Below are 25334 nucleotides of genomic sequence, written 5' to 3'. Positions count from 1 at the left end.
CTAACTCCAAGGAGAAAGGCCCTCAAGGTGGGCACGTACAGCGGGCCGACACTAGCAGCGACTAGTCGCGCGGAACCTCGACTTCTTCATAAGCCTGGATGATATCGCCTACCTGGATATCCGGGTAGGACAGCACCATACCGCACTCATAGCCGGCCTTGATCTCGGTCGCGTCGTCCTTCTCGTGACGCAGGGACTCGATCTTGGCATCGGTAGTAATGACGTTGTTATCGCGGAGCAAGCGAACCTTGCCGTTGCGGACAACCTTGCCATCGGTGACCATACAGCCTGCGATGGTACCCACCGAGGAGGACTTGAACAGTGCGCGGATTTCGGCCGCACCGGTGTCGCGTTCCTCGTAAATCGGCTTGAGCATGCCCTTGAGAGCGGCCTCGACTTCCTCGATGGCCTTGTAGATAACCGTGTAGTAGCGGATATCCACGCCCTCTTGGGTAGCAATCTCCGTGGCCTTGCCTTCCGAGCGCACATTGAACGCAATGATTACGGCATCGGAAGCGGCGGCCAAGGAAATATTGGTCTCCGTTACGGCACCAACACCGCGGTCGATGATGTTGAGCTCGACTTCGTCCTCGGTCTTGATATCCAGCAGGGCATCTTCCAGCGCCTCGACGGAGCCGGCGTTGTCGCCCTTGAGGATGAGGTTGAGGGTCGAGGTCTCCTGCAATACCTTGTCCAGATCTTCCAGGGACACGCGCTTGCGCTGCTTTGCCTGCAAGGCAGAACGCTTACGAGCATCGCGCTGGTTGGCAATCTGGCGGGCAACGCGGTCATCATCGACCACGAGCAGGTTATCGCCAGCACCCGGCACGCCGGACAGGCCTTGTACCTGTACCGGGCGGGAAGGCCCGGCTTCCTTAACGTCCTCACCAAATTCATCGAGCATGCGGCGCACGCGACCGTGCGCATCGCCTACCACGATGGAATCGCCGACGTGCAGGGTACCGCGCTGGACGATAACCGTAGCCACAGGGCCGCGACCGCGGTCCAGGTGGGCCTCGATGGCCACGCCCTGGGCGTCCATCTCTGGGTTAGCCGTGAGCTCAAGGGCGGCATCGGCAGTCAGGATGACAGACTCCAGCAACTGGTCGATGTTCTGGCCCTGCTTAGCAGAGATATCAACGAACATCGTGTCGCCGCCGTACTCTTCAGGCACCAGGCCGTACTCCGTGAGCTGGCCACGGATCTTCTCCGGCTGGGCTTCCGGCTTATCCACCTTGTTCACAGCCACGACAACCGGGATATCGGCAGCCTTGGCGTGGTTGATGGCCTCAACCGTCTGTGGCATGACGCCGTCATCGGCGGCGACAACCAAGATGGCCAGGTCGGTGGACTTCGCACCACGGGCACGCATGGCGGTAAACGCCTCGTGGCCAGGGGTATCCAGGAAGGTAATGGTGCGTTCGCCATCCACGTCAACCGTGGTCTGGTAAGCACCGATTCCCTGGGTAATACCGCCGGCCTCGCCGGCTGCCTCATTGGTCTTACGGATGGTATCCAACAGGCGGGTCTTACCGTGGTCAACGTGACCCATGACGGAGACGACTGGAGGGCGGTGTTCGAGGGCTTCTTCGCCGCCTTCGTCCTCGCCGAATTGCAGGTCGAAGGACTCGAGCAGCTCGCGGTCCTCGTCTTCTGGGGAGACGACTTCTACCTTGTAGTTGATCTCGTCACCGAGCAGCTGCAGCGTATCTTCCGATACGGATGCGGTTGCGGTGACCATTTCACCAAGGTTGAACAGTGCCTGCACCAATGCTGCTGGATCGGCACCGATCTTCTCCGCGAAGTCAGACAGCGAAGCTCCGCGGCGCAGGCGGACGGTCTGCCCCTTGCCATCTGGCAAGCGGACGCCGCCTACGACGTGCTTCTGCTGCTCTTCAAACTCATGGCGCTTTTGCCGCTTCGACTTCTTGCCCTTGCGTGGTGCGCCACCTGGACGGCCGAATGCGCCAGCGGTACCGCCGCGACGTCCACCGCGTCCACCGCGGAAGCCGCCGGGACGACCGCCGCCTGGGCCACCTGGGCCTCCTGGTCCACCGTGGCCACCGCGACCGCGGCCACCGCGTCCGCCACCGCTCGGTGCCTTGGACGGCATCGAGGCTGGGTTCGGATGCGAAGGCATCATGGCAGGCGATGGACGACGTCCGCCGCCGCCACCCTGGCCTTGGTTCTGATCCTGGCCCTGACGGTTATTGCCGCCTTCATTGCGGCCGCCGCGCTTTCCACCGCGGTTATCGCCGGGGCGGTTGCCGCGCTGGCCCTTGGAGCCACCGGGGCGTGGGCCTGGGCGGTTGTCTCCCCCACCCGTGGAAAATGGGTTATTGGCCACGCGGCGGGATCCGCCGGGCTTAGGCATCGGTCGCGGCATGGCGTTGCCTGGGGTCGGGCGCTCGCCCGACTTCTTGGCATCGCCTTGACCTGCGTTCTGGCCTGGCTTCGGTGCACCTTGGCCGGGCTTAGGTGCTGGCTTGGAAGCAGCGGCGCCTGGCTTTGGTGCTGCCTGACCTGGCTTGGGGGCAGCCTTAGCGGACCCTGCGCCTGGCTTCGGCGCCTGTGCACCTGGCTTAGGGGCGCCGGGCTTCGGCGCAGCGGATTTCGCACCGCCCTGTGCACCTTGACCTGGCTTCGGCGCAGGCGATGCCGGCTTCTTGGCGTTGCCCTGGCCGGGCTTAGCGGGCTTGGCAGTCTTCTCAGTCTTGTCTGCCTTGCCTTCGGTGGCATCGCCACCGGACTGTGCTTCATAGTGAGCACGCATTTTCTTGACCACCGGTGGTTCGATGGTCGAGGATGCGGTTTTGACGAACTCGCCTTGTTCCTTCAGGGTGGCGAGCAGTTCCTTGCTGGTTACTCCGAGCTGTTTTGCCAACTCGTGAACACGTAGCTTTCCGGGCACTTGTCTCCTCTTGGTATCGCCTAGGAGCCAAGGCCGCGAAAAACTGGCCTGACTCCTAGTTAAACGTTCTGGACTTTCATCGCTGATGCTTCATCGTTGTGCGCTCATCAGTGTTCGGTCTTCCTTTTTAACTCTGGTGTGTACGAATCTTGTACGGCTTGTTCCGCACACGGTACTTTTTCGCACTGTGCTTCCAAGTACCTACGTACCTGACCTGTGTCCACGGATGCGGACGTGCGGAGCGCGCGTTTGAAAGCATGTTTGCGCTCAGCTAGCTCGAGTGCAGAAAGCGTGGGGCTAATCCATGCGCCACGGCCAGGAAGCCGCCGGAATGGATCCGCCACCGCGCGGCTGCCTTGAGGATCATTGGCATCAATGACCACCCGCAGCAGCTCCGTATCGGGCATGCGGCGACGCGTAGCGATGCAAGTACGAAGCCGTTGAGTCTGCGACATCGAACTCCTTAACTTTCGCTGCGTCTACATGTCCCTTTCTGCATCTGGGCCGTTTACTAGCCTACGCTATATATCCGCAATTCCTTAATTCGCGTCCGCGTCTGAATGAATATCGATCTTCCATCCGGTCAAACGGGCGGCTAGGCGCGCGTTCTGGCCTTCCTTACCGATGGCAAGGGACAGCTGGTAGTCAGGGACGATGACGCGCGCCACCTGCTCCTCGCTATCCAGCACGGTCACCTTGATCACCTTTGAAGGAGCCAGGGCATTGCCCACATACACGGTGGGATCCTCGCTGTAATCGATGATGTCGATCTTTTCGCCACCCAGCTGGCGCATGATGTTATTCACGCGCTGACCGCGCGGGCCGATGCACGCCCCCTTGGCGTTGAGGCCTTTAGCGTGGCCAATAACAGCGACCTTTGAACGATGCCCAGCTTCGCGCGCGATGGCAATCATTTCCACGCTGCCATCCGCAACTTCCGGAACCTCCAGTTCAAAAAGCCCGCGCACCAACTCCGGGTGGGTCCTGGACAAGTTGATCTGCACATTGGCGCCATTGCGGTTTACTCCCACCACATAAGCCTTGATGCGGTCACCGTGCTGCAGCTTTTCCCCAGGGATTTGTTCTGCGGGAAGCAAGATTCCGTCCTGCGATTCCAACTCGGAACCGAGCTGGACCACAACGATGCCGCGGGCGTTGGCGCGCGCATCGCGCTGGACGATGCCACTGACAACGCGCCCGCTCAGCTCCGAATAGGAATCAAAAGTGCGCTCAGCTTCGGCCTCGCGCAGCTTGCGTAAAATGGCTTCGCGCACGGCACGTGCACCCACGCGGCCAAAGTTATCCGGGGTGTCATCGTACTCACTGGTTACTTCCCCGGTTTCGGGGTCGCGCTCGGTAACGATGACGCTGACGGCACCGGTGGTGGTATCGATGTCTACCCGGGACTTGGCGCCTTCGGCCTTGCCCTCCGCGGTGGATTCGCGGTAATCCAGGTAGGAATACAACAAGGCACTTGCAATCGACTCCAACAGGTCATTGACTGGGACCTGCCGTTCGGATTCGATGGTGCGAAGTGCCTCAAGATCAATATTCACTTGTCTATCCTCTCGATTGCCGGTTAGCTCTCGGCTTCTGCAAATGGCTGGTGCACGGCGTCTAGCTCACTCTGTGATGGCTGTGCAAACTCAATTTCTACCACTGCGCGGGCAATGTTTTCCAATCGCTCCACTTCTGTATGCACCTCGTTTTTCTCAGAGGTGATAAGGACAACGGCATCTTCGTCCGCGTTGAGCGCGCCGATGCGTGCGGTGTGGCTCGTGTCGTCGCCGCGATTAAAGGTCACCTTCCGCCCCTTGTTGCGGCGCCAGTGGCGCGGTGCGGTCAACGGCAAATCCACACCGGGGGTGGAGACCTCCAAGGTATATCCGGCGCCAAAATTCAGCTCGCCCGCAGCCTCTAGTTCATCGAAGAAGTCCGAAATATCGTCGGAGACTTCCTCTAATACGTCGGAGCTCGGACGCCTATCGCCATCGATGCGGATGATGACCTGTGATTTCTTCCCCGCCTTAGTGGTTTTAATATCCTCCACGTCGAGCCCGCGGGCTTCTAGGCGAGGTTGGAGCAAATCAGTTAATTGTTGTGCATCTGGGAAAGCCATGCCCACTAGCCTACGTCCTTCAAGGTACAGTCTTTTGGGTGAACCGCCGACGTATTGCTTTAACCTGTGTAGCCTCGACTGCCGCCCTGCCCGCACTCGCGGGCTGTTCCGCGGTCGATTCCGTCGTCGACTATTTTGGCCCGCGCCCAGAAGACGCGCTCGAGCGCCTTGCCGTGGCCGCCGCGAGCGATAGCCTCGCCCTCCAGGGCGTCGATGATGCGGCCGCGGATATGCGCAGCTCCCAAGCCGATGCGCTGTATGAGGAGATTGCGCGCCTCTGCGGCACCGATGACCAAGGAAACGTCCCGCACAGCTGTGAGGTGGAACGGCCCACGCAGGCACCGCCGGCCCCAGATTCCTCCCAGGTACTAGAAGAAGCCGCCTCGGCCACCACGGAAGCCGCCGATGAGGTCAATTCTGAATCCCGGCCCATAATCACGCAACAGGCCATCACGCTTAATGCTTGGCTGCCTGGCGATGCCCCCGATATCCCCACGCTCTCCCAGCCCCAGCGCGAAAGCGCCACCGATTTGCTGCAGTGGGAATACGAGCAGGTCTTTGGGCTGGATTTCGCTCGGGCTTATAGCGATCCTGCTGCCGAAGGGCGCATCGATAAGCTCTTAAGCCTCCATCACCGCCGCATCGACCAACTGCAAGAGGCGCTGAGCCAAAACGGCGAAGTTCCGCAACCGGAGCCTGCCTATTCCTCCGGTGGAACAACGCTTCCCAGCGATGCGGACTCCGCTGCCGCCTTCCTCGATACCTTGGTTGAACAAGAAGCCGACAAATGGCACGCGGCCGCAGTGGCTGCCGCACAACAAGAAAGCCCAAACCAGGAGTGGCTGAACTGGTTAATCGGCACCGCCGCCGAAGCCAAGGCAGCATAGTTCTCGGTTTTCCCACCGCGCCTACCTGAACATTCACTGTCCGGTGGGCAGCGAAAAAACAGCGAGTTATAGGCCGATATTCATTGATAATTCGTCCGACCCCTACGTAACTTGGTGGATTACGTGCTTGGTGGAGATTCCACAAGCCCAAAAACACAATGAGAAGGAGTGCTTTCTCAATGCGTACTAAGAAGACTTTGCTCACTATGGCCGCAGCTACGCTGGGCATCGTCGGCATTGCCGCACCAGCCGCCAATGCAGCCCCCGCGAGCGCCTGGGACCAAGTCGCCGCGTGCGAGTCCGGCGGTGACTGGCACATCAACACCGGCAATGGCTACCACGGCGGACTGCAGTTCTCCCAGCAAACCTGGGCCGGTAGCGGCGGCACCCAGTACGCGGCTACCGCTGACCAAGCCACAAAGGAGCAGCAGATTGATATCGCTGAAAATGTTCTTGCAAACCAAGGAGCTGGCGCATGGCCTAATTGCGGCGGCCCCGTGGCTGGCTAAACCTCTTCTGCCCGCAGCGGTCGCGTGATGCTGCGCTAGCGGCGGCATCACGCAAGTTACCGACCCCCGATTTCCTCTGGGTATCTATTTTCTTGGAAAATTGGGTGTCGGTTCTTTTTGGTTTTATTCCCTACCCTGCGCAATTTTCCATGCGTAGCGAATCAACGGAATCTGCAGCGGCAGCCGAATGATGTGATACAGCTTCTTCGGCCATCGCGCATCGCGCTCGATCCAGGCGTGGTACATATTCGCCGGCCACACGGCAAGAAATAGCGCCGCGGCTGACGCGCCACCGGATTCGCGAGTGGCACGCTCGGTGAGCAAACAGCCGGTAGCTATTTCCCAGGCGCCGGAAGCAAAGTTGTACAACCGCGGCGAGCCCGGCAGCTGCGGCGGCACGATAGATTCAAAATTTTTAGCGCGCAGGAAATGCAGCGTGCCCATCGTGATAAGGGCCGTGGGGAGCACGTTTTTATTAAGTCTCATGCTTCCCCAGGCTACCTTGCCCCTGCTTATGAGCGCTGGACCTTGGCGCGGTGCTTTAAGTTAAGCCCGCACCAGCTCAAGGAGTTTATCCACGATTTTCTCCGCCGGAACTTCCAGAGTTTCCTGCCCGCGGATGCGCAGCTCGATGATGCCGTCTTTGAAGGCGCGGCCCACGATGGCCACAAACGGCATGCCGAGTAGCTCTGCGTCCTTGAACTTCACGCCCGGGGAGACCTTGGGGCGGTCATCGAAAAGCACCTCAAGGCCCGCCTGGGATAGCTCTTCTACCAGCTTATCGCCGGCCTCCATGGCCGCGGCATCCTTATTTGCCACCGCCACGTGCACCTGGTACGGCGCTACCGCCACCGGCCAATTCAGGCCCTTATCATCGTGGCGTTGTTCTGCCAGCACGGCCAGCATGCGGGAGATGCCGATACCATAAGAGCCCATCGTGGGGATGGCGCGCTTGCCGTTTTCATCGAGGATTTGCACGTCAAAGGCCTCGGTGTACTTGCGGCCCAACTCGAAGATATGACCCAGTTCGATGCCGCGCTGCAAGGCCAAGGTGCCCTGGTTATCCGGTGCGGGATCGCCCTCTTTCACCTCTGCTGCTTCCACGAACTCATCGACGTGGAAATCGCGGCCGGCCACGCAGCCCACGACGTAGCAGTTTTGCGCATCCGCGCCAGTGATCCAGGAAGAGCCCTTGACCACGCGGGGATCGGCAAAGACCTTCACGCCATTGGAGTTCAGCGCGCGCGGGCCCACAAAGCCCTGCTCCAAGAAATCGTATTGCGCAAAAATCTTATCGCTGGCCAGGGTGAATTCCGCAGGCTCTAAGGCTGCCTCAAGGCGCTTGGGATCTAGTTCGCGATCGCCCGGAATCAGCACGGCCGCTAATTCCTTCTTCTCTTCAGCGTCCTCAAGCGCCGGGTGGGTTACCTCCACCATGACGCATTTAAGGATATCGGCGGCTCGGACCTCATGGCCGTCGACGGCGATGTCCTCGGTCTTCGCCCAGTGCACAAGCGCTTCAATGGTGGCGGCATCCGGGGTACGGTACTCCTTCGCCGCGGGCTGGCCCGCAATATCTTTTTCTGGGGGCGCTTGGGTCACGACCGCCTCTACATTGGCCGCATAATCGCCCTCGGTGGAGCGCACGAAGAGGTCTTCGCCCACCTCAGAAAGCGCCAAGAACTCCTCGGAGGCGGACCCGCCCATCGCGCCAGAGGTGGCCTTACAAATGGCGTAATCGATTTCCAAGCGGTCAAAAACATTCTGATATGCCTTGCGGTGGCGGGCATAGGAGGAATCAAGCCCCTCATCGTTCATATCGAAGGAGTAGGAATCCTTCATCACGAACTCGCGCCCGCGCAGCACCCCGGCACGGGGGCGTTCCTCATCGCGGTACTTCGTCTGAATCTGATACAAGGTGACCGGGAAATCCTTGTACGAGGAGTACATGTCCTTTACGGCGTTGGCGAACATTTCCTCGTGCGTGGGGCCCAGCAGCAGGTCCGCGTTCTTGCGGTCCTGCAGGCGGAATAGGTTGGGGCCGTATTCCACCCACCGGTTGGTCTTTTCATAGGGCTCGCGCGGCAGCAGGGCCGGGAAAAGCATTTCTTGCCCGCCAATGGCATCCATTTCTTGGCGTACTACGTCTTCGATCTTGCGTAGGGTGCGCAGACCCAACGGCAGCCAGGTGTAGATGCCCGGCGCGACGCGGCGCACGTAACCGGCACGCACCAGCAGCTTGTGGCTGGGGACCTCGGCATCGGCTGGGTCCTCGCGAAGGGTGCGGAGAAATAGTTCAGAAAGGCGGGTAATCATGGTCAAAATATACATCGCTACCCTAGCTATATGCTCATTGTCCTCCCTCCTTCAGAAACCAAGGCCCATGGCGGCACCGGAAAGCCGCTTGATTTTGCCAACCTATCTTTTCCAGAACTTACCGATACGCGGCGCGAAATAGCCGCTGAGCTGCAGTCTCTTCCCGTTGATGAGGCGATGGTCGCGCTGAAGCTCTCGGAGAAGCTGCGCGGTGAGGCCGAATCCAACAGCCAGCTTTTTACCACCCCCACCATGCCGGCGGTCGAGCGCTATACTGGCGTGCTTTTTGATGCACTTTCGGCGTCCTCCCTTCCCTCGTGGGGGCGCCTTGCTATTGGCGATGCCCTCTTCGGCCTCCTGCGCGCGGACGACCCTATCCCCCATTACCGCTTATCGGGCGGAACTAAGCTGGGCGGTCGCACCATGAAGTCTTTTTGGGGCAAGCAGATAACGCAGGCACTAGAAAACATCGACGAGCTGGTTGTGGATCTGCGATCGGGCACCTACCAGCAATTGGGCCGGCTGCCTTCGGCGGTGACGGTGCGGGTAGAAAGCGTGCAACCGGATGGCTCGCGCAAGGTGGTCAGCCACTTTAATAAGCACTATAAGGGCCTGTTGGCCAGGCAGCTGGCGCTTTCGCCTGCCGATGCCTTCAGCGCCGCCGATGTCGCCGCTATTGCGCGCGCTGCCGGCATGACGGTGGAGGAGCCACCGCACGGCTCACGGGAGCTTACCCTCGTCGTATCCCCGTAGGGTGTGAGTGCCTGGCAGGAGCTTAGACCACGGCGCGGCGGCGCTGGACGGCCGCTGCCCCACCGAGGACAGCGACCACCATGGCTAGGACGATAACGCCGGATACCCACTGCGGGGCCATGAGCCCGAAGGTGTCTTGGCCTTGGAAGAAGGTGCGCAGGTTGGCATCGGGCAAAATCTGCAGGATGATTTTGGCCCAGCCCATGTCCATCGAGGTCAGTACGCTTTCGATGACGAAGTACTCAATAATGAGCAGCATGGCCGCGAAAGTGCCGCTGCGCAGGATATATGCCAAGCCGGTAGCGAGCAGGGTGTATACGATGTATTCCACAAAGGTAAATAGGAACACGGCGTTATCTGGGTAGTGCACGAAGCTGGAGAAGTCATACGAGCTGCCGAGCGCAGCGTTAAACAACATTCCGAGGATGCCTGCCAAGGCCGCGGCGGCAACGTTAGCCACGGTAATGACGAGGATCTGGCTCGAAAGCACTTGTAAACGCCGGTTGGTAGATAGGTAGCTCCAGGCTACGGTGCCTTTCTGTAAGTCGCCACCGACGAGCGTGGCCGAAGAAAAGATCATGATGACCACGGCGAAGATGGCGCCGATAGCTAGGTCGGAGGATTGGAGGGCGCTGTCGTCATTGCGGATAGCTCCCATCAGCACGTTGGCGGCTGTCAGCCCGACGGTGATGATAGAGAGGTAGACCCACGTTGAGCGCAGGGAAAATATCTTGCGGGATTCGGAAACGATGGTATTCATGGCTCGTCATCTGCCTTTCGATAGTGGATAACGGGGTTATGCGGAGCGGTAGTCCAGGTGGTCTGCGGTAGCGCCGAGGAAGGCGTCTTCTAAGGAGGGATGCTTGACCTCAAGGCTGCTGATGCGGATGCGGTGGTCAAAGCACAATTGGCCGACCTCATCGCGGTCTAGGCCGGTAATGCGCAGAACCTCCCCATCAAAGGAGGTCTCCGCCTGCGAATCGTGCAGCAGCCGGGCCAGCTTTTCTGGCTGGTCCACCACGACCTCCACGGTGGTAGCACCGGAGGCATTGACGAATTCTTCTACTGTGCCTTCGCCGACGAGCTTGCCCTTGCCGATGACCACTAGGCGGTCCGCCGTGAGCTGCATTTCTGAGAGCAGGTGGGAAGACACCAGCACGGCGCATCCCCCAGCGGCGAACTCGCGGATGCGGTCGCGCATCCAGTGCACGCCTTCAGGGTCGAGGCCGTTGACGGGCTCATCGAGTAGCAGATGCTTGGGCTGTCCGACCATGGCGCAGGCGAGGCCCAGGCGCTGCTTCATGCCAAGCGAATAGCCCCCGATGCGCTTTTTCGCCACCTTTCCGAGCCCGACGCGCTCCAGGGTGTCATCGACGTGATCCATCGATACCCCCTGCAGCGCCGCCATATAGCCCAGGTGCGCGCGGGCGCTGCGGCCGGGGTGGAACCAGTTGGCATCGAGCAGGGTTCCCACCGTGGAGGCGGGATCGGGTAGTTCGCGAAATGGGGTGCCATCGAAAGTGGCGGTGCCGGAGGTGGGATTTTCTAGCCCCACGCACATGCGCATCGTGGTGGATTTGCCGGAACCATTGGGTCCGAGGAACCCGGTGACCTGGCCATCGGGAACCTCGAAGGAGAGGTTGTCTACTGCTGTAAAGGAACCATATTTCTTGGAAAGCTGTGTGACTGTGAGCATGGTTTTATCCTGGCGCTTTCCCGGCGCGAAGTAACCATCCTCGAGGCGGATTTAATCGTTCATCCCTGGGGATGAGAAAGCAGCTCCTCTACGGTGACCACCCCATGGGTATAGGCATACAGCACGGCTTGGACGCGGTCGCGGGACCCGGTCTTGGTCAGCACGTGGCGCACGTGGGTCTTAACCGTTGCCATGGAGACAAATTCCTCTTCGGATATTTCGGTATTGGAATACCCCAATGCCATAAGCCTTAAAATATCCATTTCGCGCGGGGTAAGCTCCGCAGAAGGCGGGGTGGTCGCGGCACCGGCGCCGGGCTGTACCGCCGCGGCGGTTTGCGAAGCCGAGTGCTCCTTCCCGCTATCCCCACCCTCCTCGCTGCGGACTTGTTGGAGCACCTGAGCGGTAATGCGCGGTGAGAGCACGGCCTCGCCTGAGTGCACGGTGCGAATGGCTGAGAGCAGCTCCTCGGGTTCGACGTCTTTGAGCAAGAATCCAGAAGCCCCGGCAGAGATTGCACCGTGGACAAAGTTTTGGTCATCAAAGGTGGTCAGCATGATGACCTTGGTATCGGGACATTCCGGGAGAACTTCCTCCGTGGCCGCAATGCCGTTGACCCGCGCCATCTGCACGTCCATGAGGATGATATCGACGGGCTCTTGCCGCGCAAGGCCCAGTACCTCATCGCCATCGGAGGCCTGCCAGACCACGCTCATATCCTCCTGCGAGCCGATCAGCATGGCGAACCCGGCGCGCAGGAGCGGTTGGTCATCGACAAGCGCAATGCGAATGGGCTCAGGTTCCTGCCCCGGATTAGACATGCGGTACCTCCACGGTGATTGCAAACGTTCCATCCTCGGTCTTGGTGGACACACTGCCACCATAGGCCTTTACGCGCTCTTTCATCCCGATGAGCCCATAGCCTGGGCTGTGGTCCTCGTCAGGCTGTGCCATGGGGTTGTGCCCTTCGATAGTAAGCGCCGACTTATCGCTGCGAAAGCGCAGGGTTCCCCTATTTTGGCTGGAGTATTTGAGCATATTCGTCAGCATCTCCTGCACGATGCGGTAGATGGTGAATTGATAGAGCTCATCGCTATCGGTAGGTAGCTTTTCCATGCCGTAGACGGTGATATCAAAGCCCGCGCGCCGGGCTTCCGAGAACAGTCCGGCAATGTCTGAGGTGCCTGGGGCCTTGGTTTCCCCGCGCGCGTCTACTTCGCGCAAGACGGATAGCAGGCTGCGCATCTGTTTTAAGGATTCGCGGGAAGAAGAGGCGATGGTATCGAGCGCCTCCGTTGCTACGGTGGGATCTTTGGCGGCGGCGAACCGGGCGCCATCGGCAAGCGCAATGACCCCGGCGAGGTTGTGCGCGACGATGTCGTGCATCTCGCGGGCGATGCGGTTACGCTCGACGGCGCCGGCCATTTCCGCGCGCTCGATGAGCAGCTGTTGGCCCTCCCTGCGCTTCCGGTTATTGGTGCCGAGCAGGTAGAAAAATCCGAGGACCGGCCAGCCGAGCAGGACCGTGCCGGCATAGGCAAGCAGCGGGCTCATGGTCGCATCGCCCAGGCCGATGTCGCTACCCGCGAAGAACTTTTCCCCAAATAGGCTTGCGGTCGTTCCGGCCAAGGAGCCTAGGGCAATCCAGGCAAGCCAGATATAGCGCAAACGCTTGCGTGAGTGCGTGCCAATGAGAAAAGCCGTGTAAACAAAAATTGGGGCGTGGAAGTTCGCCAGGGAGGCCAAGGGCGTGAAGATGCACAGCGTCATGGTGCCGGCGACGAAGAAGATGGACTTTTCTTGCAGCTTGGGATGCAGCCACAGTGCCAGCGGAATGCCAACGGTGTACAAGACCGCCACGATGGCTTGAAAGGGCGAATCGGTGTGTAAAAAGTTCGCGGCGTTGGGCAAAAGCACGCCGAAGAACACGGGGATAATAATTCGCCACGGCGGTCCAATCCAATCGCGCAGACGATCCGGCCAAAGCTTAGACATAAGAGCAAGGCTAGCGCAGAAGCTAACCGCCCGGCCTCATCCCCAGGGCTGACTACACTGGCGGGCATGTACCTCCAGTTCTTTGAAGTCGATGTCTTTGCCACCTCGGCGTTTTCCGGTAACCCGCTCGCGGTCGTGGCCCATGCCGATGGGCTCTCGACGCAGCAGATGCAGGCCATCGCGCACTGGACCAATTTTTCTGAAACCACGTTCTTGCTCGAGCCCACCGATCCCGCGGCGGACTATCGCCTGCGCATTTTTACCCCGCACGAGGAATTTGATTTCGCCGGCCACCCCACCTTGGGTAGCGCCGCCGTCTGGCGGGCGCTCGGCAATGAACCGCAGAAGGAAGGCACCATAGTGCAAGAATGCGGGGTGGGATCGGTCTCTGTGCGCGAAAGCGAGGGAATTTATTCTTTTGCCACCCCGCCCCTGCGCGCTAGCGGGCCGCTAAGCAGTGCTGAGATTGCGGAGGCCTGCGCGGGATTGAATATCGCAGAAGCAGATGTCATCGATTCCGCTTGGGTGGATAATGGGCCCGGCTGGCGGCTTATACAGCTGCGCGATGCCGCGGCCGTGTGCGCGATTCAACCCGCCGCCACTCGCCCCAAGGTGGGCGTGGTGGGCATGCTGGATACCACCGCGGGTAGGGATTCCGCCGCTTATGAAGTGCGCGCGTTTACCGCAGAATTCGAGGATCCTGTCACCGGTTCCTTCAACGGCGGTGCCGCGCAATTCATGCGCTCGCGAGGCCTCGTCCCCGCCCGCTACACCGCCTGCCAGGGCAGCCAACTGGGAAGAGACGGCGAGGTCTTTATTCACGATGACGGCGCCGATATTTGGGTCGGCGGCCGCGTCCACATCCGCGTGCAAGGACAATTGGAGGTCTAAAATGCACCTACACCACGACTATGTAAAGCACCTGCTGGACTTAGTGTCGGCAACGCACGGCGAAGAGCAGCCGGATCCACAGCTCGTGGTCCTCAATGAGGAGCTAGCACAGCAGCTGGGCCTGGATACTGACTGGCTGCGCTCCGCAGAGGGCCTGGATTTCCTCTTGGGCCGCGACGGCGGGCATGCCATGGCCTATTCCGGCTTCCAATTCGGTTCCTTCAACCCACAGATGGGCGATGGCCGGGCCATGCTCTTGGGCGAGGTGGAAAAAGACGGAAAACTGTGGGATCTCCACGCCAAGGGCACGGGGCTTACCCCCTATTCCCGCCTGGGTGCTGATGGCCGCGGCACCCTTTCATCCATGCTGCGCGAATACCTGATTTCTGAGGCCATGCACGCCCTCGGCGTGCCCACCACGCGTTCCCTCGCCGTGATTTCTACCGGCCGGCCCATCCAGCGCGGCCACGTGCAGCCGGCGGGCGTCCTGGTCCGCGTGGCGGCCAGCCACATCCGGGTCGGTACTTTTCACTATGCCGCGCAGTCCGGCCACCTCCAGGCTCTCGCGGACTACGCCATCGCGCGCCACTACCCTGGGGCAGACTACCGGGAGTTCTTCCAGGGCGTGATGGACCGCCAGATAGCCACCGTGTCTTCATGGATGCGCTTGGGCTTTATCCACGGGGTGATGAATACGGATAACACCACCATCTCCGGCGAAACCATTGATTATGGCCCGTGCGCCTTTATGGAGTCATACTCTCCCGATACGGTATTTTCCAGCATTGACCAGCAGGGACGCTATGCCTTTGGCAATCAACCAGCCATCCTGGGCTGGAACCTCGCCCGGCTCGCGGAATCGCTCGTGCCGCTTTTCAATGCCGATATCAATGCCGGGGTCGACTTCGCGCAAGAGACCATCAACGGGTTCCAGGAGAAATTCGCCACCCAGCGCCGCAGCGATATGGCCGCGGCCCTCGATACCACCACCGAGGTCGCCTCTGCCTACCTTACTGCGATGCAGCTATCTCGCCCGGATATCACGCTGGCGCACCGCGCGCTTGCCGATGCCGCCCGCGGCCACACCCTTCCTGCCCAAGAGCTCTTCCCAGATTCGGACTTCCTGGAAAGCTACCTTTCCACTGAACCTGCTCCGGAAGCCGTGGATGCTGCCATGCCCCGGGTCATTCCCCGCAACATGGCCGTCGAAGCCGCGCTGCGCGCTGCCGAGGCAGGCGATATGCAGCCCTTTACTGAGCTTCTCCACGCCGTGACCCACCCGTGGGAGCCGCATCCGTCCTACGAACAACCCGACCCGAATGGGCTTGCAGGTTTTCTCACCTACTGCGGTACCTAATTTTCGGGGTTGCGCAGCACAAAGCCCTCCGTGCAGTAGGTTCTGCACGGAGGGCACGGGCTGGGACTTAATCCAAGCCGAAGGCGTTTAGCGCTCCAGCTTCAGCGTCTTCTGGGTGTATTCCCACATCTCGTTGTAGAAGTCCTCATCATTGGCCAGCTTCATGCCGTAGGACGGGACCATCTCGCGAATCTTATCGCTCCAGTCAATCATGCGCTCGCCAAAGCAACGCTCCAGCAGCTCCAGCATGACGGCTGGGGCAATCGAAGCACCCGGGGAGGCACCGAGCAGGCCGGCAATATTGCCTTCCTGGTTATTGACCAGTGCGGTACCGAACTCGAGGGAGCCAAAGCGCGGTGCGCCTGCAGGCTTGATGACCTGTACGCGCTGGCCGGCAATCACGGTCTCCCAGTCGCTTTCCTTTGCATTTGGTACGTATTCGCGGAGGGAATCAACGCGGTCGGAGAAGTCCTTGCGCACCTCATCGATGAGGTACTTGGTCAGGCCGAATTCCTGTACCGCAACGCCCAGGTAGGAGGTGATATTATCCGGGCGGATGGACTTGAAAAGATCCAGGTAGGAACCCTTCTTCAAGAACTTCGGGCTCCAGCCGCCGTACGGGCCAAACAGCAGGCCCTTCTCGCCGTCGATAACGCGGGTATCCAGGTGCGGCACGGACATCGGAGGAGCACCGACTGCTGCCTTACCGTAAACCTTGGCCTGGTGCTGCTCAATGAGCTCCGGGTTCTTGGCGCGCAGCCACAGACCGGAAATGGGGAATCCGGCGTAGCCAGCTACTTCCTTCACCTTTGCCTTGCGGAGCAGATCCAGGGCGTAGCCGCCGGCACCGACGAAGACGAACTTCGCCTTCACCACGGTGATATCGCCGGTGTGCTTGTTCTTGGAATAAACCTTCCAGTCATTTCCGTCGCGGTCGATATCGAAGACCTCGTGGCCGTAGCGGATCTCCGTTCCAGATGCGCGCGCCGCGGTCAGGAACTGCTTGGCCAGGGCGCCGAAGTTCACGTCGGTGCCGACTTCGGTCCAAGAGATAGCGACCTTATTGGAAAAGTCGCGGCCGTCCGCCATGAGCGGCAGCTTCTCCGCAAAGGTGGATTCATCATCAGAGAACTGCATGCCGGGGAACATGTGCTTTTCGCTCAGTACCTCGTAGCGGCGCTTCAGGTAGTCCGCCTGGATTTCGCCTTGGGCGAAGGAAACGTGCGGGACTGGGTTGATGAACTCACTAGGTTCAGTCAGGATGCCATTGTTGAGCTGGTGGGACCAGAACTGGCGCGACTTCTGGAACTTCTCGTTAGTTGCAATCGCCTTAGAGATATCGATGCGGCCGTTCTTCTCTGGCGTGTAGTTGAGCTCGCACAGGGCAGAGTGACCGGTACCGGCGTTATTCCACGGAGAGGAGGATTCCAGGGCGGGGCCATCAAGGCGCTCAAAGATCATCTGGGTCCAGCTCGGCTCCAGCTCGCGGAGCATAGCGCCCAAGGTGGCGCTCATGATGCCGGCACCGACCAGTGCGACATCAACCTCATCTACAACTTGTGCTGTCTTCTTTGCTGAGGACACTGTGTTATAACCTCTTCGAATTGAAAATTTATATACATCGGCGCATTCTGCACCATATATTTTAAGCGCTTTGCGCCCCACACCGCGACTGTTTTGCACAGACAACCTGCCGATGTGTCACGCATTAACGCCTTACCTTACGCTTTTCTTTTCTCGATTGGTTTTTCTCCCCCACCCTGGTCACCACAATATAGGACGTCGTGTAATACACTTCACATTGTGTGGAAATAATGGCAGGTCACGCAGCTCCCGTAGCGAGCCCCTAGAGTTGACTAGACTCGTGTCATGGCTACAGCAACTCCGTCATGGGGGCCCGATATGCTCGGCCCCGATTTTCAATCAGCCACCCTCGACCTTGGTCCCGATCCCGATGGCGAGGGGGAAGTTGTCACCACCCTCGTCCGCTATATGCCAGGCTCGGCTGAAGGCTCCGCGGCGGCGGGCTCTGTCGATTCTTCATCGCCTTCCCGCACTTCCCGCCCAGCCTTGGTATGGCTGCACGGGATGACTGACTATTTCTTCCAAACGCACGTCGCACAGCACTTTGCGGCACAAGGCTACGATTTCTACGCGGTCGATCTCCGCAAATGCGGCCGCTCGCACCGCCCGGGCCAGTCCTGGCACTACGTTTCGGATTTGTCCTTATATAACGCGGATCTTTCCGCGGCCCTCGATGCCATCGCAAACGACAAAGTATTCGTTATGGCCCACTCCACCGGTGGCCTGATTGCGCCACTGTGTATGGACTTTTTACGCCGCCATGATCCGGAACGTTTCTCCCGCCTGAAGGGTCTGATACTCAATAGCCCTTGGCTGGACATGATGGGTGTTCCCGGCTGGGCGGTGTCCGCGCTGAAGCCTGTCATATATTCCGCCGCCAAAATCGCACCCAAGACCGCCTTACCTGGGGGCAACCTCACTGCCTATGGCGAATCGGTGCACAGGGACTTCTACGGCGAATGGGACTACGACCTCAGCATGAAGCCCCTAGCCGGGCATAAGAAATATATCGGCTGGCTAGCCGCCGTATTCCACGGTTTCGATGCCATACACAGCGGCCGCATTAATGCTGGGGTCCCCGTATTGACGCTGCAATCTACCCGCTCCCTATTGGGAACTCCGTACTGCGATGCGGTTAATCACGCCGATTGCATCATCGATGTCGCCCAGACCCGGCGGTGGGCGAAAGAGCTCAATGCCCACTACACGCTGCATTCCATCGAAGGCGCGCGCCACGATGTCTTTTTGTCCCTCCCCCAACCCTTAGAAGAGGCCTTCGCAGCGTGCGATGCCTGGCTTCCCACCATCGTGGATGCCCCTACACCAGCATAAATATCCGAATTGGACACATAGATTAAGGTACAGATATGATCACAATTGATACAGCAAATACTCCTGCCGCAGAGGAACACTACGACCTCATCATCATCGGCACCGGTTCCGGCAACTCCATTGCTAACCGCGACTTTCACGATAAGAAGATTGCCATCATCGAAAAGGGCCGTTTCGGTGGCACCTGCTTGAACGTCGGCTGCATCCCCACCAAGATGTACGTCTACGCCGCCGATGTCGCCCTCGCCGCTCGCGAAGGCGAGCGTCTTGGCATTGATGCCCAAGTCAACAACGTGGAGTGGAGCTCCATTGTGGAGCGCGTCTTCCACAACCGCATCGACCAGATCGCCCAAAGCGGTGAGGACTACCGCCGCGGCGACAAGACCCCAAATATCACCGTCTACGACGAGCACGCTCGCTTCGTTGGCCCTAAGACCATCCAGACCGGCGATCACGTCGTCAGCGCCGATCAGATCGTCGTCGCTACTGGCTCCCGCCCGGTAATCCCTGAGGTCTACGCCAATTCCGGCGTGAAGTACTACACCAACGAAGACATCATGCGGATGGACCGCCAACCAGAAAGCCTGATCATCGTGGGCGGCGGCTATATCGCCATGGAATTTGCCCACGTCTTCGATGGCCTCGGTACCAAGGTCACCGTGGTCAACCGCAGCGAAACCCTGCTGCGCCACCTCGATTCCGATCTCTCCTCGCGCTTCAACGAGCTTGCCCGCGAGCGTTTTGATGTGCGGATTGCTAACGGCACCAAGCTGGAAGAAACCGACCAGGGCGTCAAGCTGGAGCTCGATAATGGCGAGACCCTTGAGGCAGACGCGATCCTGGTTGCCACCGGCCGCAAGCCGAATGGCGATCTCATGGATGTGGATAAGGCCGGCATCAAGCTGTTGGACAATGGCCGCATTTCCACCGATGCGCATGGCCTCACGGATGCAGAAGGCGTCTGGGCGCTTGGCGATGTCTCTTCGCCCTACATGCTCAAGCACGTCGCCAACGCCGAAGCCCGCACCATCCAGCACAACCTGCTCCACCCGGAGGATCTGCAGGAGCTTCCGCACGACAATGTTCCTGCCGCTATCTTCACCCACCCGCAGATCGCCACTGTGGGCTTAAAAGAAGAAGAAGCCCGAGAGCAGGGCTTCGATGTCACCGTGAAGATTCAAAACTTCGGCGACGTGGCCTACGGCTGGGCCATGGAAGATACTACGGGCATTTGCAAGCTGATTGCGGATCGCAAGACGGGCCAGCTCCTCGGCGCCCACTTGATGGGCCCGCAGGCCTCCACCCTGATCCAGCAGCTGATTACCGTGCTGACCTATAAGATCGACCTGCGCGACTTTGCCCGCAAGCAGTACTGGATCCACCCAGCCCTGCCTGAGGTCGTAGAAAACGCCCTCTTGGGTCTCGAGTGGGACTAAGCCCCCAAAAGTCCCATAGCTAAAGCCGCCTCCCTAAGCTACGCGCAGTCATTCACGCGAGTGGTAAAGGAGGCGGCTTTCGCCGTGCCTAGGCCTTGAAGAAAGGCCCTAGCGATTAATCCTCATCTGGGATGGTCAGGATTTCATTGCCATCATCGGTGATGACCAAGGTGTGCTCGAACTGGGCGGTGAACTTACCGTCCCGGTTCTGCACGGTCCAGTCATCATCCCAAATATCGTAATCCAGCGAACCAAGATTGATCATCGGCTCTACCGTCAAGGTCATGCCCGGTTCCAAGATATCGCGGTACGTGGTGGAATCGTGGTGTAAAACCACTAGCCCATTGTGGAAGGTGGGTCCTACACCGTGACCGGTGAAATCGCGTACAACGTTGTAGCCAAAGCGCTTGGCATATGACTCGATAACGCGGCCGATAACGTTAATCTCGCGGCCAGGCTTTGCGGCCTTAATGCCGCGCATCGTTGCCTCTTTGGTGCGCTCTACTAATAGGCGGTGCTCCTCTGATACGTCACCGGCCAAGAAGGTGGCGTTATTATCGCCGTGCACGCCGTTTTTATAAGCGGTGACATCGATATTGACGATGTCACCTTCTTCAATCACGGTGGTATCCGGAATGCCGTGGCAGACGATTTCATTAAGCGATACACAGGTGCCCTTGGTAAATCCCCGGTATCCCAGGGTGGACGGGTACGCACCGTGGTCACACATATACTCGTGCGCCACGCGGTCGACCTCATCCGTCGTTACGCCAGGCTTTACGGCCTTGCCGGCTTCCTTCAGCGCGTTGGCCGCAATCTTGCAGGCCTCCCGCATCTTCTCAATCACTTCAGGGGACTGTACAAAAGGCTCACCAATGGCCTCTTGTACCTCATCTTTCCACACATATTCCGGGCGCTCGATGTCGTCTGGCACGGGCCGGATGGGGGTTGGCTTACCTGGCTTCAATTTTCCACGAGTACTCATAATTGCCCATGGTAGTCCTCATACCGCGTAGCGCAGTATCCGGGTATCGCGTCCGAGGCTGCGGATTATTCGACCATCGGCGCTGGGCCATCATTGGGACGCGAGCGGTAATCATCCAGCTTCCGCAAGAAGTTATCCGTAATGGCTACCGAGGATTCAGAGCCACCGCCCAGCACGACGAGCGTGGCGAAGGCGATATCGTCTTCTTCCCGGTAGCCCGTAAACCACGCGTGCGAGCCTTCATTGATCTCGGCCTCACCAGTCTTGCCGTAAATGGTTCCGCCTGCTTGTATTCCGCGAGCGGTACCGCTGGTGACCACCTGGCGCATCATGCCGCGCACGTTATTCAACACGTCCTCAGAAATCTGCGCCGGCTTATCCGAGGCCTTGGTCTCGCGGCCCTCAATAAGCTTCGGCGTTGGGGTCTTTCCCGCCGCCACAGAGGCAGAAACCATAGCCATGCCGAACGGGCTGGCAAGGTCGTGGCCCTGACCATAACCGGCTTCGGTGCGCTCCAGTACTTCCTTGCCCTCCGGAATCGAGCCGGTCGTAGTGGTGAGCCCGGGGATTTCATAATCCACCCCGAAGCCAAACTTCTTGCCGGTTTCCTTCAACTCACCGGGTGCCAGCTTGGTAGAAATATCCGCGAAGGTGGTATTGCACGATTGGGCGAAGGCCCGGCTTAACGGCACATTGCCGAGCGAGAACGCGTTGTAGTTGGTCACCACGCGGCCATAGATATCCATCGTGCCAGGGCACGGAACGATGGTATCCGTGTTCAGGTCTTGCTTTTCCACGCCCGCAGCGGCGGTAAGGATCTTGAAAACCGAGCCGGGCGGGTATTGGCCTTGCAAGGCGACGTCGCCGTCTTCGTCTGCCTTTTCGGTCTGCGCTACAGCCAGGATATCGCCATTGGAAGGCCGGATGGCCACCAGCATGGCCTGGGCGTCCGAGCGCTGATCCACTGCCTCTTGGGCCGCGCGTTGGACGTCATAATCCAAGCCAACCTTGATGGAAGGGGCGGCCTCGGGCGCATGCTTTTCGACATCGGAAAGCGCCGCACCGTTCTCATTGACGACGGCAATGGACCAGCCGGTCTCGCCGTCGAGCTCGTCATTGACGGCCGAGCGCACGCGCGATAAGAGATCGGGTGCGAGGCCGCGGTCCCGGGTCACCAGCGCGGGTTCTTCATTAATGCGGACGCCGTCCATCCCCTCCATCTTGGCGCGGATGACGGACTCCTGCTCTTCTGTATAAAGGCCCACCGAATAGGCAGAATCTGCCTTTTCCAGCTTTTCGGCGAGCTCTTTGGCGTCCACCTCCGCGATCGAGTCGTCCTCGCGGTGCGCCGCAGCAAGGGCGCTGCTGACCTTGGAGGCAGTGGGGCGGACATCGGAAAGCGAGCTCGTATCCACGATGACGCGGTAATTCAACCCGGGGCTCATCAGCTCCACCCCGTTGGAGGAGACGACGCTGGCGCGCGTGGCTTCCAAGGCGCGCAGCTCCAAGTGCTGGTGCGCGCCCAAGTCCGGGTGAATAATGCTGGGCTTCCACCGCACCGTCCACTCATCTTCGGCCTTGGTCAAGGTCATCTGCGTGGTATAGCTCAGGCTGCGGTCCTTGGGCAGATCCCACGTGACCTTATAATCCGCCGTGGCCACGGTTTCGTCCTGCTTTACCCCCTCGAGTTCAATATCGAGGCCCTCTGCCTGCAAGCCCGAATAAGTATCATCGAGGGCCTGCGTGGCGTCATCGGGGGAATCCGTAAGCTCCTCCAAGCCCTCGTTATTTCGGCTCTCCATGCCTTCAATGAACTCTTCTGCCACCGGCTGTGCAGATACGGGCTTAGGGGTACAAGCAACCACACCAGTTGCAGCAAGCGAGACTGTAGCAACCAGTGCGAATAACTTCTTCATGCTTTGGCACATTAGCAGCGCATGCAGCAAAAAAGACTGCCCCACACCGAGGTGCGGGGCAGTCCATTAAAAATTAGCGCGTTGAAGAATGCGGCTTACTGCGTCACGCGGACATCGGCCTTAGCGCCGTCCACGGCTTCGAGACCTTGCTCATCTGCAATGCGCATTGCCTCTTCAATGAGGGTTTCCACGATCTTGTCTTCCGGCACGGTGCGCACCACTTCGCCCTTGACGAAGATCTGGCCCTTGCCGTTGCCGGACGCCACGCCCAAGTCTGCGTCACGGGCCTCGCCTGGGCCGTTGACGACGCAACCCATGACGGCAACGCGAATGGGAAATTCCATGCCCTCGAGGCCGGCGGTAACTTCTTCCGCCAGCTTGTACACGTCCACCTGCGCGCGGCCGCACGACGGGCAGGACACGATTTCCAGCTTGCGCGGCCGCAAGTTGAAGGACTGGAGAATCTGGTCTCCCACCTTGACCTCTTCTTCCGGCGGGGCGGACAGCGAGACGCGAATCGTATCGCCGATGCCTTCTGCCAAAAGGGCGCCGAAAGCGACGGAGGACTTAATGGTGCCCATGAACTTCGGGCCCGCTTCCGTCACACCCAAGTGCAGTGGGTAATCGGTCTGCGCAGCCAGCTGGCGGTAGGCCTCCACCATCAGGACTGGGTCAGAGTGCTTAACGGAGATGGCGATATCGCCAAAGCCGTGCTCCTCGAACAGGCCCGCCTCCCAGATAGCGGACTCCACGAGCGCCTCTGGGGTGGCTTTGCCGTACTTTTCCAACAGGCGCTTATCCAGCGAACCGCCATTGACGCCGATGCGGATGGGGATTCCCGCATCGCCAGCGGCCTTCGCCACTTCCTTAACGCGGCCATCAAATTCACGAATGTTGCCGGGGTTGACGCGAATTGCCGCGCAGCCAGCATCGATAGCCTGGAAGATGTACTTGGGCTGGAAGTGGATATCCGCGATGACCGGGATCGGGGATTTCTTGGCGATGGCCGGCAGCGCCTCCGCATCCACCGGCTTTGGGCAGGCCACGCGCACGATATCGCAGCCGGAGGCAGTAAGCTGTGCGATTTGCTGCAGGGTGCCGTTGATGTCATGGGTCTTGGTATTAGTCATCGACTGCACCGAAATTGGGTAGTCAGAACCAACGCCCACTGGGCCTACGTGCAATTGCCGCGTTTTCCGGCGCGGGTGCAATACTGGCGGAGGCCCGTCAGGAATTCCTAGACCAATAGGACTAGACATGAATGCTCCTTATTTCTAGCTCGTGGCTCGTTGCTAAATGTTATTGCACAATAAGTGTTGAACGTCCCCACTCTAGCACTAGATGGTTAAGCGCTAAAGTGCGCGCTCGCGCTGCACACGTGCGCTAAGCGTTGGGCGCTCTACTCACGCCGCGCGGCGGGCACAGGGGCTAACGAACCTAGCCAAATAGCCTGATCGGATTGACCACATCCGCGATGATTATCACTACCCCCAGCGCCATAAGTAAGGCCGCCATGACATAGGTGATGGGCATAAGCCTGGTGTAATCGGCCGGACCCAGCGGCTGCTTGCCCATCAGTTTCCGAATGCCATCGCGGATCTTCTCATACAAGATGACCGCGATATGGCCGCCGTCAAAGGGCGGCAGCGGAATGAGATTAAACAGGGCAAGGAAGAAGTTTAGCGTCGCCAGCATCATGAAGAACGATGCCCACAGGGAACGCTCCACGAGTTCGCCACCAACCCGCGATGCACCGACGACAGACATCGGCCCGTTGACATCCCGCTCGTGGCCAAAGATGGAGGCCACCACGCCCGGTACTTTAGCGGGGAATTGTTTGATTCCCTCCACCGTGGCCTCGAGCGAATAGGTGGTGAAATGCCATGTTGCGGGAACCGCCTGCGTTGCTGAATACTTCTCGACGATGTCGAGGACCTCATTGCTCAGCCCGATCGAACCGGCGTCGACCAAGTCGCCCTGTTGATTCAGGCGCTTGACCGTTTCCAATTCGATGGAGAAGTCTTTTTCCTCACCGTCTCGCTCTACGGTAAGCGTCACGGTCTCGCCGGGGCGCTGCATGACCTCATCGCGCAATTGCGTAAAGGAATCAAGGTGCTCGCCATCGAGCGCGAGAATGATATCGCCTTCCTGGACACCGGCCTTACCAGCGGGCCCGTTCCCAGTGCACGATTCCAGCTCCTGGTTTTCTTTTTGGTCAGCGGTGCAGGTTACCTCCCCCACCCGCGGGCGCACATCGGCATCGGGGTTGGGCAACCCCGCCGTCATCGCCACGAAATACAAGATGACAAAGCCGAGGATGAGGTTAACCCCAATACCGCCTGCAAGAACGATGATGCGTTGCCACCATGGCTTTTTATACATTGCATAGGGCTTTTCTTCCTCCGTAAGGAATTCATCCTGCGCGGTCATCCCGGCGATATCGCAAAATCCACCCACCGGGAACGCGGCCAGGCCGTATTCGGTATGCCCCTTGCGGAATGAGAAAACGCGCGGGCCAAAGCCAATGAAATACCGCCGCACCCGCATGCCAAAGGCGCGGGCAGTAAACATATGCCCTGCCTCATGGAGTGCCACGGTCAGCCCGATGCCAAGGGCGAAAAACACTATGCCCAGCAAATTTGCCATT

22 protein-coding genes are annotated in these 25334 nt (G+C 59.5%); 7 read left to right on the top strand and 15 right to left on the bottom strand.

What is annotated here, in order from left to right:
• Positions 1–61: 61 nt before the first annotated feature.
• The 4 genes from infB to rimP all read right to left on the bottom strand — a co-directional run bounded on the left by infB (position 62) and on the right by rimP (position 5030).
• Entirely contained in the window at positions 62–2911 is a 2850-nt protein-coding gene (gene infB, locus ABRP84_RS03665; protein ID WP_349852748.1) for a translation initiation factor IF-2, read from the bottom strand.
• 107 nt (positions 2912–3018) lie between these two features.
• On the bottom strand, positions 3019–3366 hold the full coding sequence (locus tag ABRP84_RS03660; protein ID WP_349852747.1) for a YlxR family protein: 348 nt from the start codon (positions 3364–3366) through the stop codon (positions 3019–3021).
• An 84-nt stretch (positions 3367–3450) separates the two neighbouring features.
• A complete protein-coding gene (nusA, locus tag ABRP84_RS03655; RefSeq protein WP_023022837.1) occupies positions 3451–4467 on the bottom strand; it encodes a transcription termination factor NusA in 1017 nt (338 codons plus the stop codon).
• Between the two features lie 23 nt (positions 4468–4490).
• A complete protein-coding gene (gene rimP / locus ABRP84_RS03650; protein ID WP_349852746.1) occupies positions 4491–5030 on the bottom strand; it encodes a ribosome maturation factor RimP in 540 nt (179 codons plus the stop codon).
• Between the two features lie 38 nt (positions 5031–5068).
• On the opposite strand from rimP, the gene ABRP84_RS03645 reads away from it, so the two are divergent.
• Positions 5069–5917 carry a DUF4439 domain-containing protein gene (locus ABRP84_RS03645; RefSeq protein ID WP_349852745.1) on the top strand — a complete coding sequence of 283 codons (849 nt, stop codon included), beginning with the start codon at positions 5069–5071 and terminating at the stop codon, positions 5915–5917.
• Positions 5918–6096: 179 nt separating this feature from the next.
• A complete protein-coding gene (locus tag ABRP84_RS03640) occupies positions 6097–6426 on the top strand; it encodes a transglycosylase family protein (protein WP_411702296.1) in 330 nt (109 codons plus the stop codon).
• Positions 6427–6549: 123 nt separating this feature from the next.
• On the opposite strand, the gene ABRP84_RS03635 is transcribed toward ABRP84_RS03640, so the two are convergent.
• Positions 6550–6912: a DoxX family protein gene (locus ABRP84_RS03635; protein WP_349852743.1), complete on the bottom strand. Its 363-nt coding sequence runs from the start codon at positions 6910–6912 to the stop codon at positions 6550–6552.
• A gap of 60 nt (positions 6913–6972) precedes the next feature.
• Complete coding sequence (locus tag ABRP84_RS03630; protein WP_349852742.1) at positions 6973–8742, bottom strand: proline--tRNA ligase; 1770 nt, start codon at positions 8740–8742, stop codon at positions 6973–6975.
• A gap of 30 nt (positions 8743–8772) precedes the next feature.
• Between ABRP84_RS03630 and yaaA the strand changes: the two genes are divergently transcribed.
• A complete protein-coding gene (yaaA, locus tag ABRP84_RS03625; RefSeq protein WP_349852741.1) occupies positions 8773–9495 on the top strand; it encodes a peroxide stress protein YaaA in 723 nt (240 codons plus the stop codon).
• Positions 9496–9517: 22 nt separating this feature from the next.
• Here the strand turns inward: yaaA and ABRP84_RS03620 are convergent, their stop codons facing one another.
• Genes ABRP84_RS03620 through ABRP84_RS03605 form a run of 4 tightly spaced genes read right to left on the bottom strand, consistent with a single transcriptional unit; the run spans position 9518 to position 13186 of the window.
• Entirely contained in the window at positions 9518–10255 is a 738-nt protein-coding gene (locus ABRP84_RS03620; RefSeq protein ID WP_349852740.1) for an ABC transporter permease, read from the bottom strand.
• A 36-nt stretch (positions 10256–10291) separates the two neighbouring features.
• On the bottom strand, positions 10292–11191 hold the full coding sequence (locus ABRP84_RS03615; RefSeq protein ID WP_284630974.1) for an ABC transporter ATP-binding protein: 900 nt from the start codon (positions 11189–11191) through the stop codon (positions 10292–10294).
• A 59-nt stretch (positions 11192–11250) separates the two neighbouring features.
• Positions 11251–12012, bottom strand: coding sequence for a response regulator (locus ABRP84_RS03610; protein ID WP_349852739.1), 762 nt, complete (start codon positions 12010–12012; stop codon positions 11251–11253).
• Positions 12005–13186, bottom strand: a complete 1182-nt coding sequence (locus ABRP84_RS03605) for a sensor histidine kinase (RefSeq protein WP_349852738.1) — start codon at positions 13184–13186, stop codon at positions 12005–12007. Before ABRP84_RS03605 ends, ABRP84_RS03610 begins: the two co-directional genes overlap by 8 nt.
• Before the next feature lie 66 nt (positions 13187–13252).
• Here ABRP84_RS03605 and ABRP84_RS03600 point away from each other — a divergent pair, with 66 nt between their 5' ends.
• Positions 13253–14077 (top strand): PhzF family phenazine biosynthesis protein, encoded by an 825-nt coding sequence (locus ABRP84_RS03600; RefSeq protein ID WP_349852737.1) that lies wholly within the window; start codon positions 13253–13255, stop codon positions 14075–14077.
• 1 nt (position 14078) lies between these two features.
• Entirely contained in the window at positions 14079–15434 is a 1356-nt protein-coding gene (locus tag ABRP84_RS03595) for a protein adenylyltransferase SelO (RefSeq protein ID WP_349852736.1), read from the top strand.
• Positions 15435–15521: 87 nt separating this feature from the next.
• Here the strand turns inward: ABRP84_RS03595 and mqo are convergent, their stop codons facing one another.
• Positions 15522–17018 carry a malate dehydrogenase (quinone) gene (gene mqo, locus ABRP84_RS03590; RefSeq protein ID WP_005278731.1) on the bottom strand — a complete coding sequence of 499 codons (1497 nt, stop codon included), beginning with the start codon at positions 17016–17018 and terminating at the stop codon, positions 15522–15524.
• A 285-nt stretch (positions 17019–17303) separates the two neighbouring features.
• Between mqo and ABRP84_RS03585 the strand changes: the two genes are divergently transcribed.
• Both ABRP84_RS03585 and mtr read left to right on the top strand, forming a co-directional pair.
• Complete coding sequence (locus ABRP84_RS03585) at positions 17304–18350, top strand: alpha/beta hydrolase (protein ID WP_349852735.1); 1047 nt, start codon at positions 17304–17306, stop codon at positions 18348–18350.
• A gap of 35 nt (positions 18351–18385) precedes the next feature.
• Positions 18386–19786, top strand: coding sequence for a mycothione reductase (gene mtr / locus ABRP84_RS03580; RefSeq protein ID WP_349852734.1), 1401 nt, complete (start codon positions 18386–18388; stop codon positions 19784–19786).
• Positions 19787–19901: 115 nt separating this feature from the next.
• On the opposite strand, the gene map is transcribed toward mtr, so the two are convergent.
• The 4 genes from map to ABRP84_RS03560 all read right to left on the bottom strand — a co-directional run bounded on the left by map (position 19902) and on the right by ABRP84_RS03560 (position 25333).
• The gene (map, locus tag ABRP84_RS03575; RefSeq protein ID WP_023022871.1) at positions 19902–20771 is read right to left on the bottom strand and encodes a type I methionyl aminopeptidase; all 870 of its coding nucleotides are present in this window, start codon (positions 20769–20771) and stop codon (positions 19902–19904) included.
• A 65-nt stretch (positions 20772–20836) separates the two neighbouring features.
• On the bottom strand, positions 20837–22687 hold the full coding sequence (locus tag ABRP84_RS03570) for a penicillin-binding transpeptidase domain-containing protein (RefSeq protein WP_349852733.1): 1851 nt from the start codon (positions 22685–22687) through the stop codon (positions 20837–20839).
• A gap of 95 nt (positions 22688–22782) precedes the next feature.
• Positions 22783–23946, bottom strand: a complete 1164-nt coding sequence (ispG, locus tag ABRP84_RS03565; RefSeq protein WP_023022875.1) for a flavodoxin-dependent (E)-4-hydroxy-3-methylbut-2-enyl-diphosphate synthase — start codon at positions 23944–23946, stop codon at positions 22783–22785.
• A 178-nt stretch (positions 23947–24124) separates the two neighbouring features.
• A complete protein-coding gene (locus tag ABRP84_RS03560; RefSeq protein WP_023022877.1) occupies positions 24125–25333 on the bottom strand; it encodes a M50 family metallopeptidase in 1209 nt (402 codons plus the stop codon).
• Position 25334 lies beyond the last annotated feature (1 nt).

It is taken from the genome of Corynebacterium sp. KPL2861 (assembly GCF_040225475.1).
In the GTDB taxonomy this organism is placed as follows: Bacteria; Actinomycetota; Actinomycetes; order Mycobacteriales; family Mycobacteriaceae; genus Corynebacterium.
The sequence above is the reverse complement of the archived record's forward strand: the minus strand, read 5'-3'. Positions and strand labels throughout refer to the sequence as shown.

Coding starts and splice junctions, on each gene's coding strand:
- ABRP84_RS03610 (WP_349852739.1), bottom strand. CDS start 12,012: ATGTCTAATCCGGGGCAGGAACCTGAGCCCATTCGCATTGCGCTTGTC.
- rimP (WP_349852746.1), bottom strand. CDS start 5,030: ATGGCTTTCCCAGATGCACAACAATTAACTGATTTGCTCCAACCTCGC.
- ABRP84_RS03640 (WP_411702296.1), top strand. CDS start 6,097: ATGCGTACTAAGAAGACTTTGCTCACTATGGCCGCAGCTACGCTGGGC.
- ispG (WP_023022875.1), bottom strand. CDS start 23,946: ATGTCTAGTCCTATTGGTCTAGGAATTCCTGACGGGCCTCCGCCAGTA.
- ABRP84_RS03660 (WP_349852747.1), bottom strand. CDS start 3,366: ATGTCGCAGACTCAACGGCTTCGTACTTGCATCGCTACGCGTCGCCGC.
- ABRP84_RS03600 (WP_349852737.1), top strand. CDS start 13,253: ATGTACCTCCAGTTCTTTGAAGTCGATGTCTTTGCCACCTCGGCGTTT.
- yaaA (WP_349852741.1), top strand. CDS start 8,773: ATGCTCATTGTCCTCCCTCCTTCAGAAACCAAGGCCCATGGCGGCACC.
- ABRP84_RS03635 (WP_349852743.1), bottom strand. CDS start 6,912: ATGAGACTTAATAAAAACGTGCTCCCCACGGCCCTTATCACGATGGGC.
- ABRP84_RS03570 (WP_349852733.1), bottom strand. CDS start 22,687: ATGAAGAAGTTATTCGCACTGGTTGCTACAGTCTCGCTTGCTGCAACT.
- ABRP84_RS03605 (WP_349852738.1), bottom strand. CDS start 13,186: ATGTCTAAGCTTTGGCCGGATCGTCTGCGCGATTGGATTGGACCGCCG.
- ABRP84_RS03560 (WP_023022877.1), bottom strand. CDS start 25,333: ATGGCAAATTTGCTGGGCATAGTGTTTTTCGCCCTTGGCATCGGGCTG.
- ABRP84_RS03595 (WP_349852736.1), top strand. CDS start 14,079: ATGCACCTACACCACGACTATGTAAAGCACCTGCTGGACTTAGTGTCG.
- ABRP84_RS03620 (WP_349852740.1), bottom strand. CDS start 10,255: ATGAATACCATCGTTTCCGAATCCCGCAAGATATTTTCCCTGCGCTCA.
- map (WP_023022871.1), bottom strand. CDS start 20,771: ATGAGTACTCGTGGAAAATTGAAGCCAGGTAAGCCAACCCCCATCCGG.
- ABRP84_RS03630 (WP_349852742.1), bottom strand. CDS start 8,742: ATGATTACCCGCCTTTCTGAACTATTTCTCCGCACCCTTCGCGAGGAC.
- ABRP84_RS03615 (WP_284630974.1), bottom strand. CDS start 11,191: ATGCTCACAGTCACACAGCTTTCCAAGAAATATGGTTCCTTTACAGCA.
- ABRP84_RS03585 (WP_349852735.1), top strand. CDS start 17,304: ATGGCTACAGCAACTCCGTCATGGGGGCCCGATATGCTCGGCCCCGAT.
- mtr (WP_349852734.1), top strand. CDS start 18,386: ATGATCACAATTGATACAGCAAATACTCCTGCCGCAGAGGAACACTAC.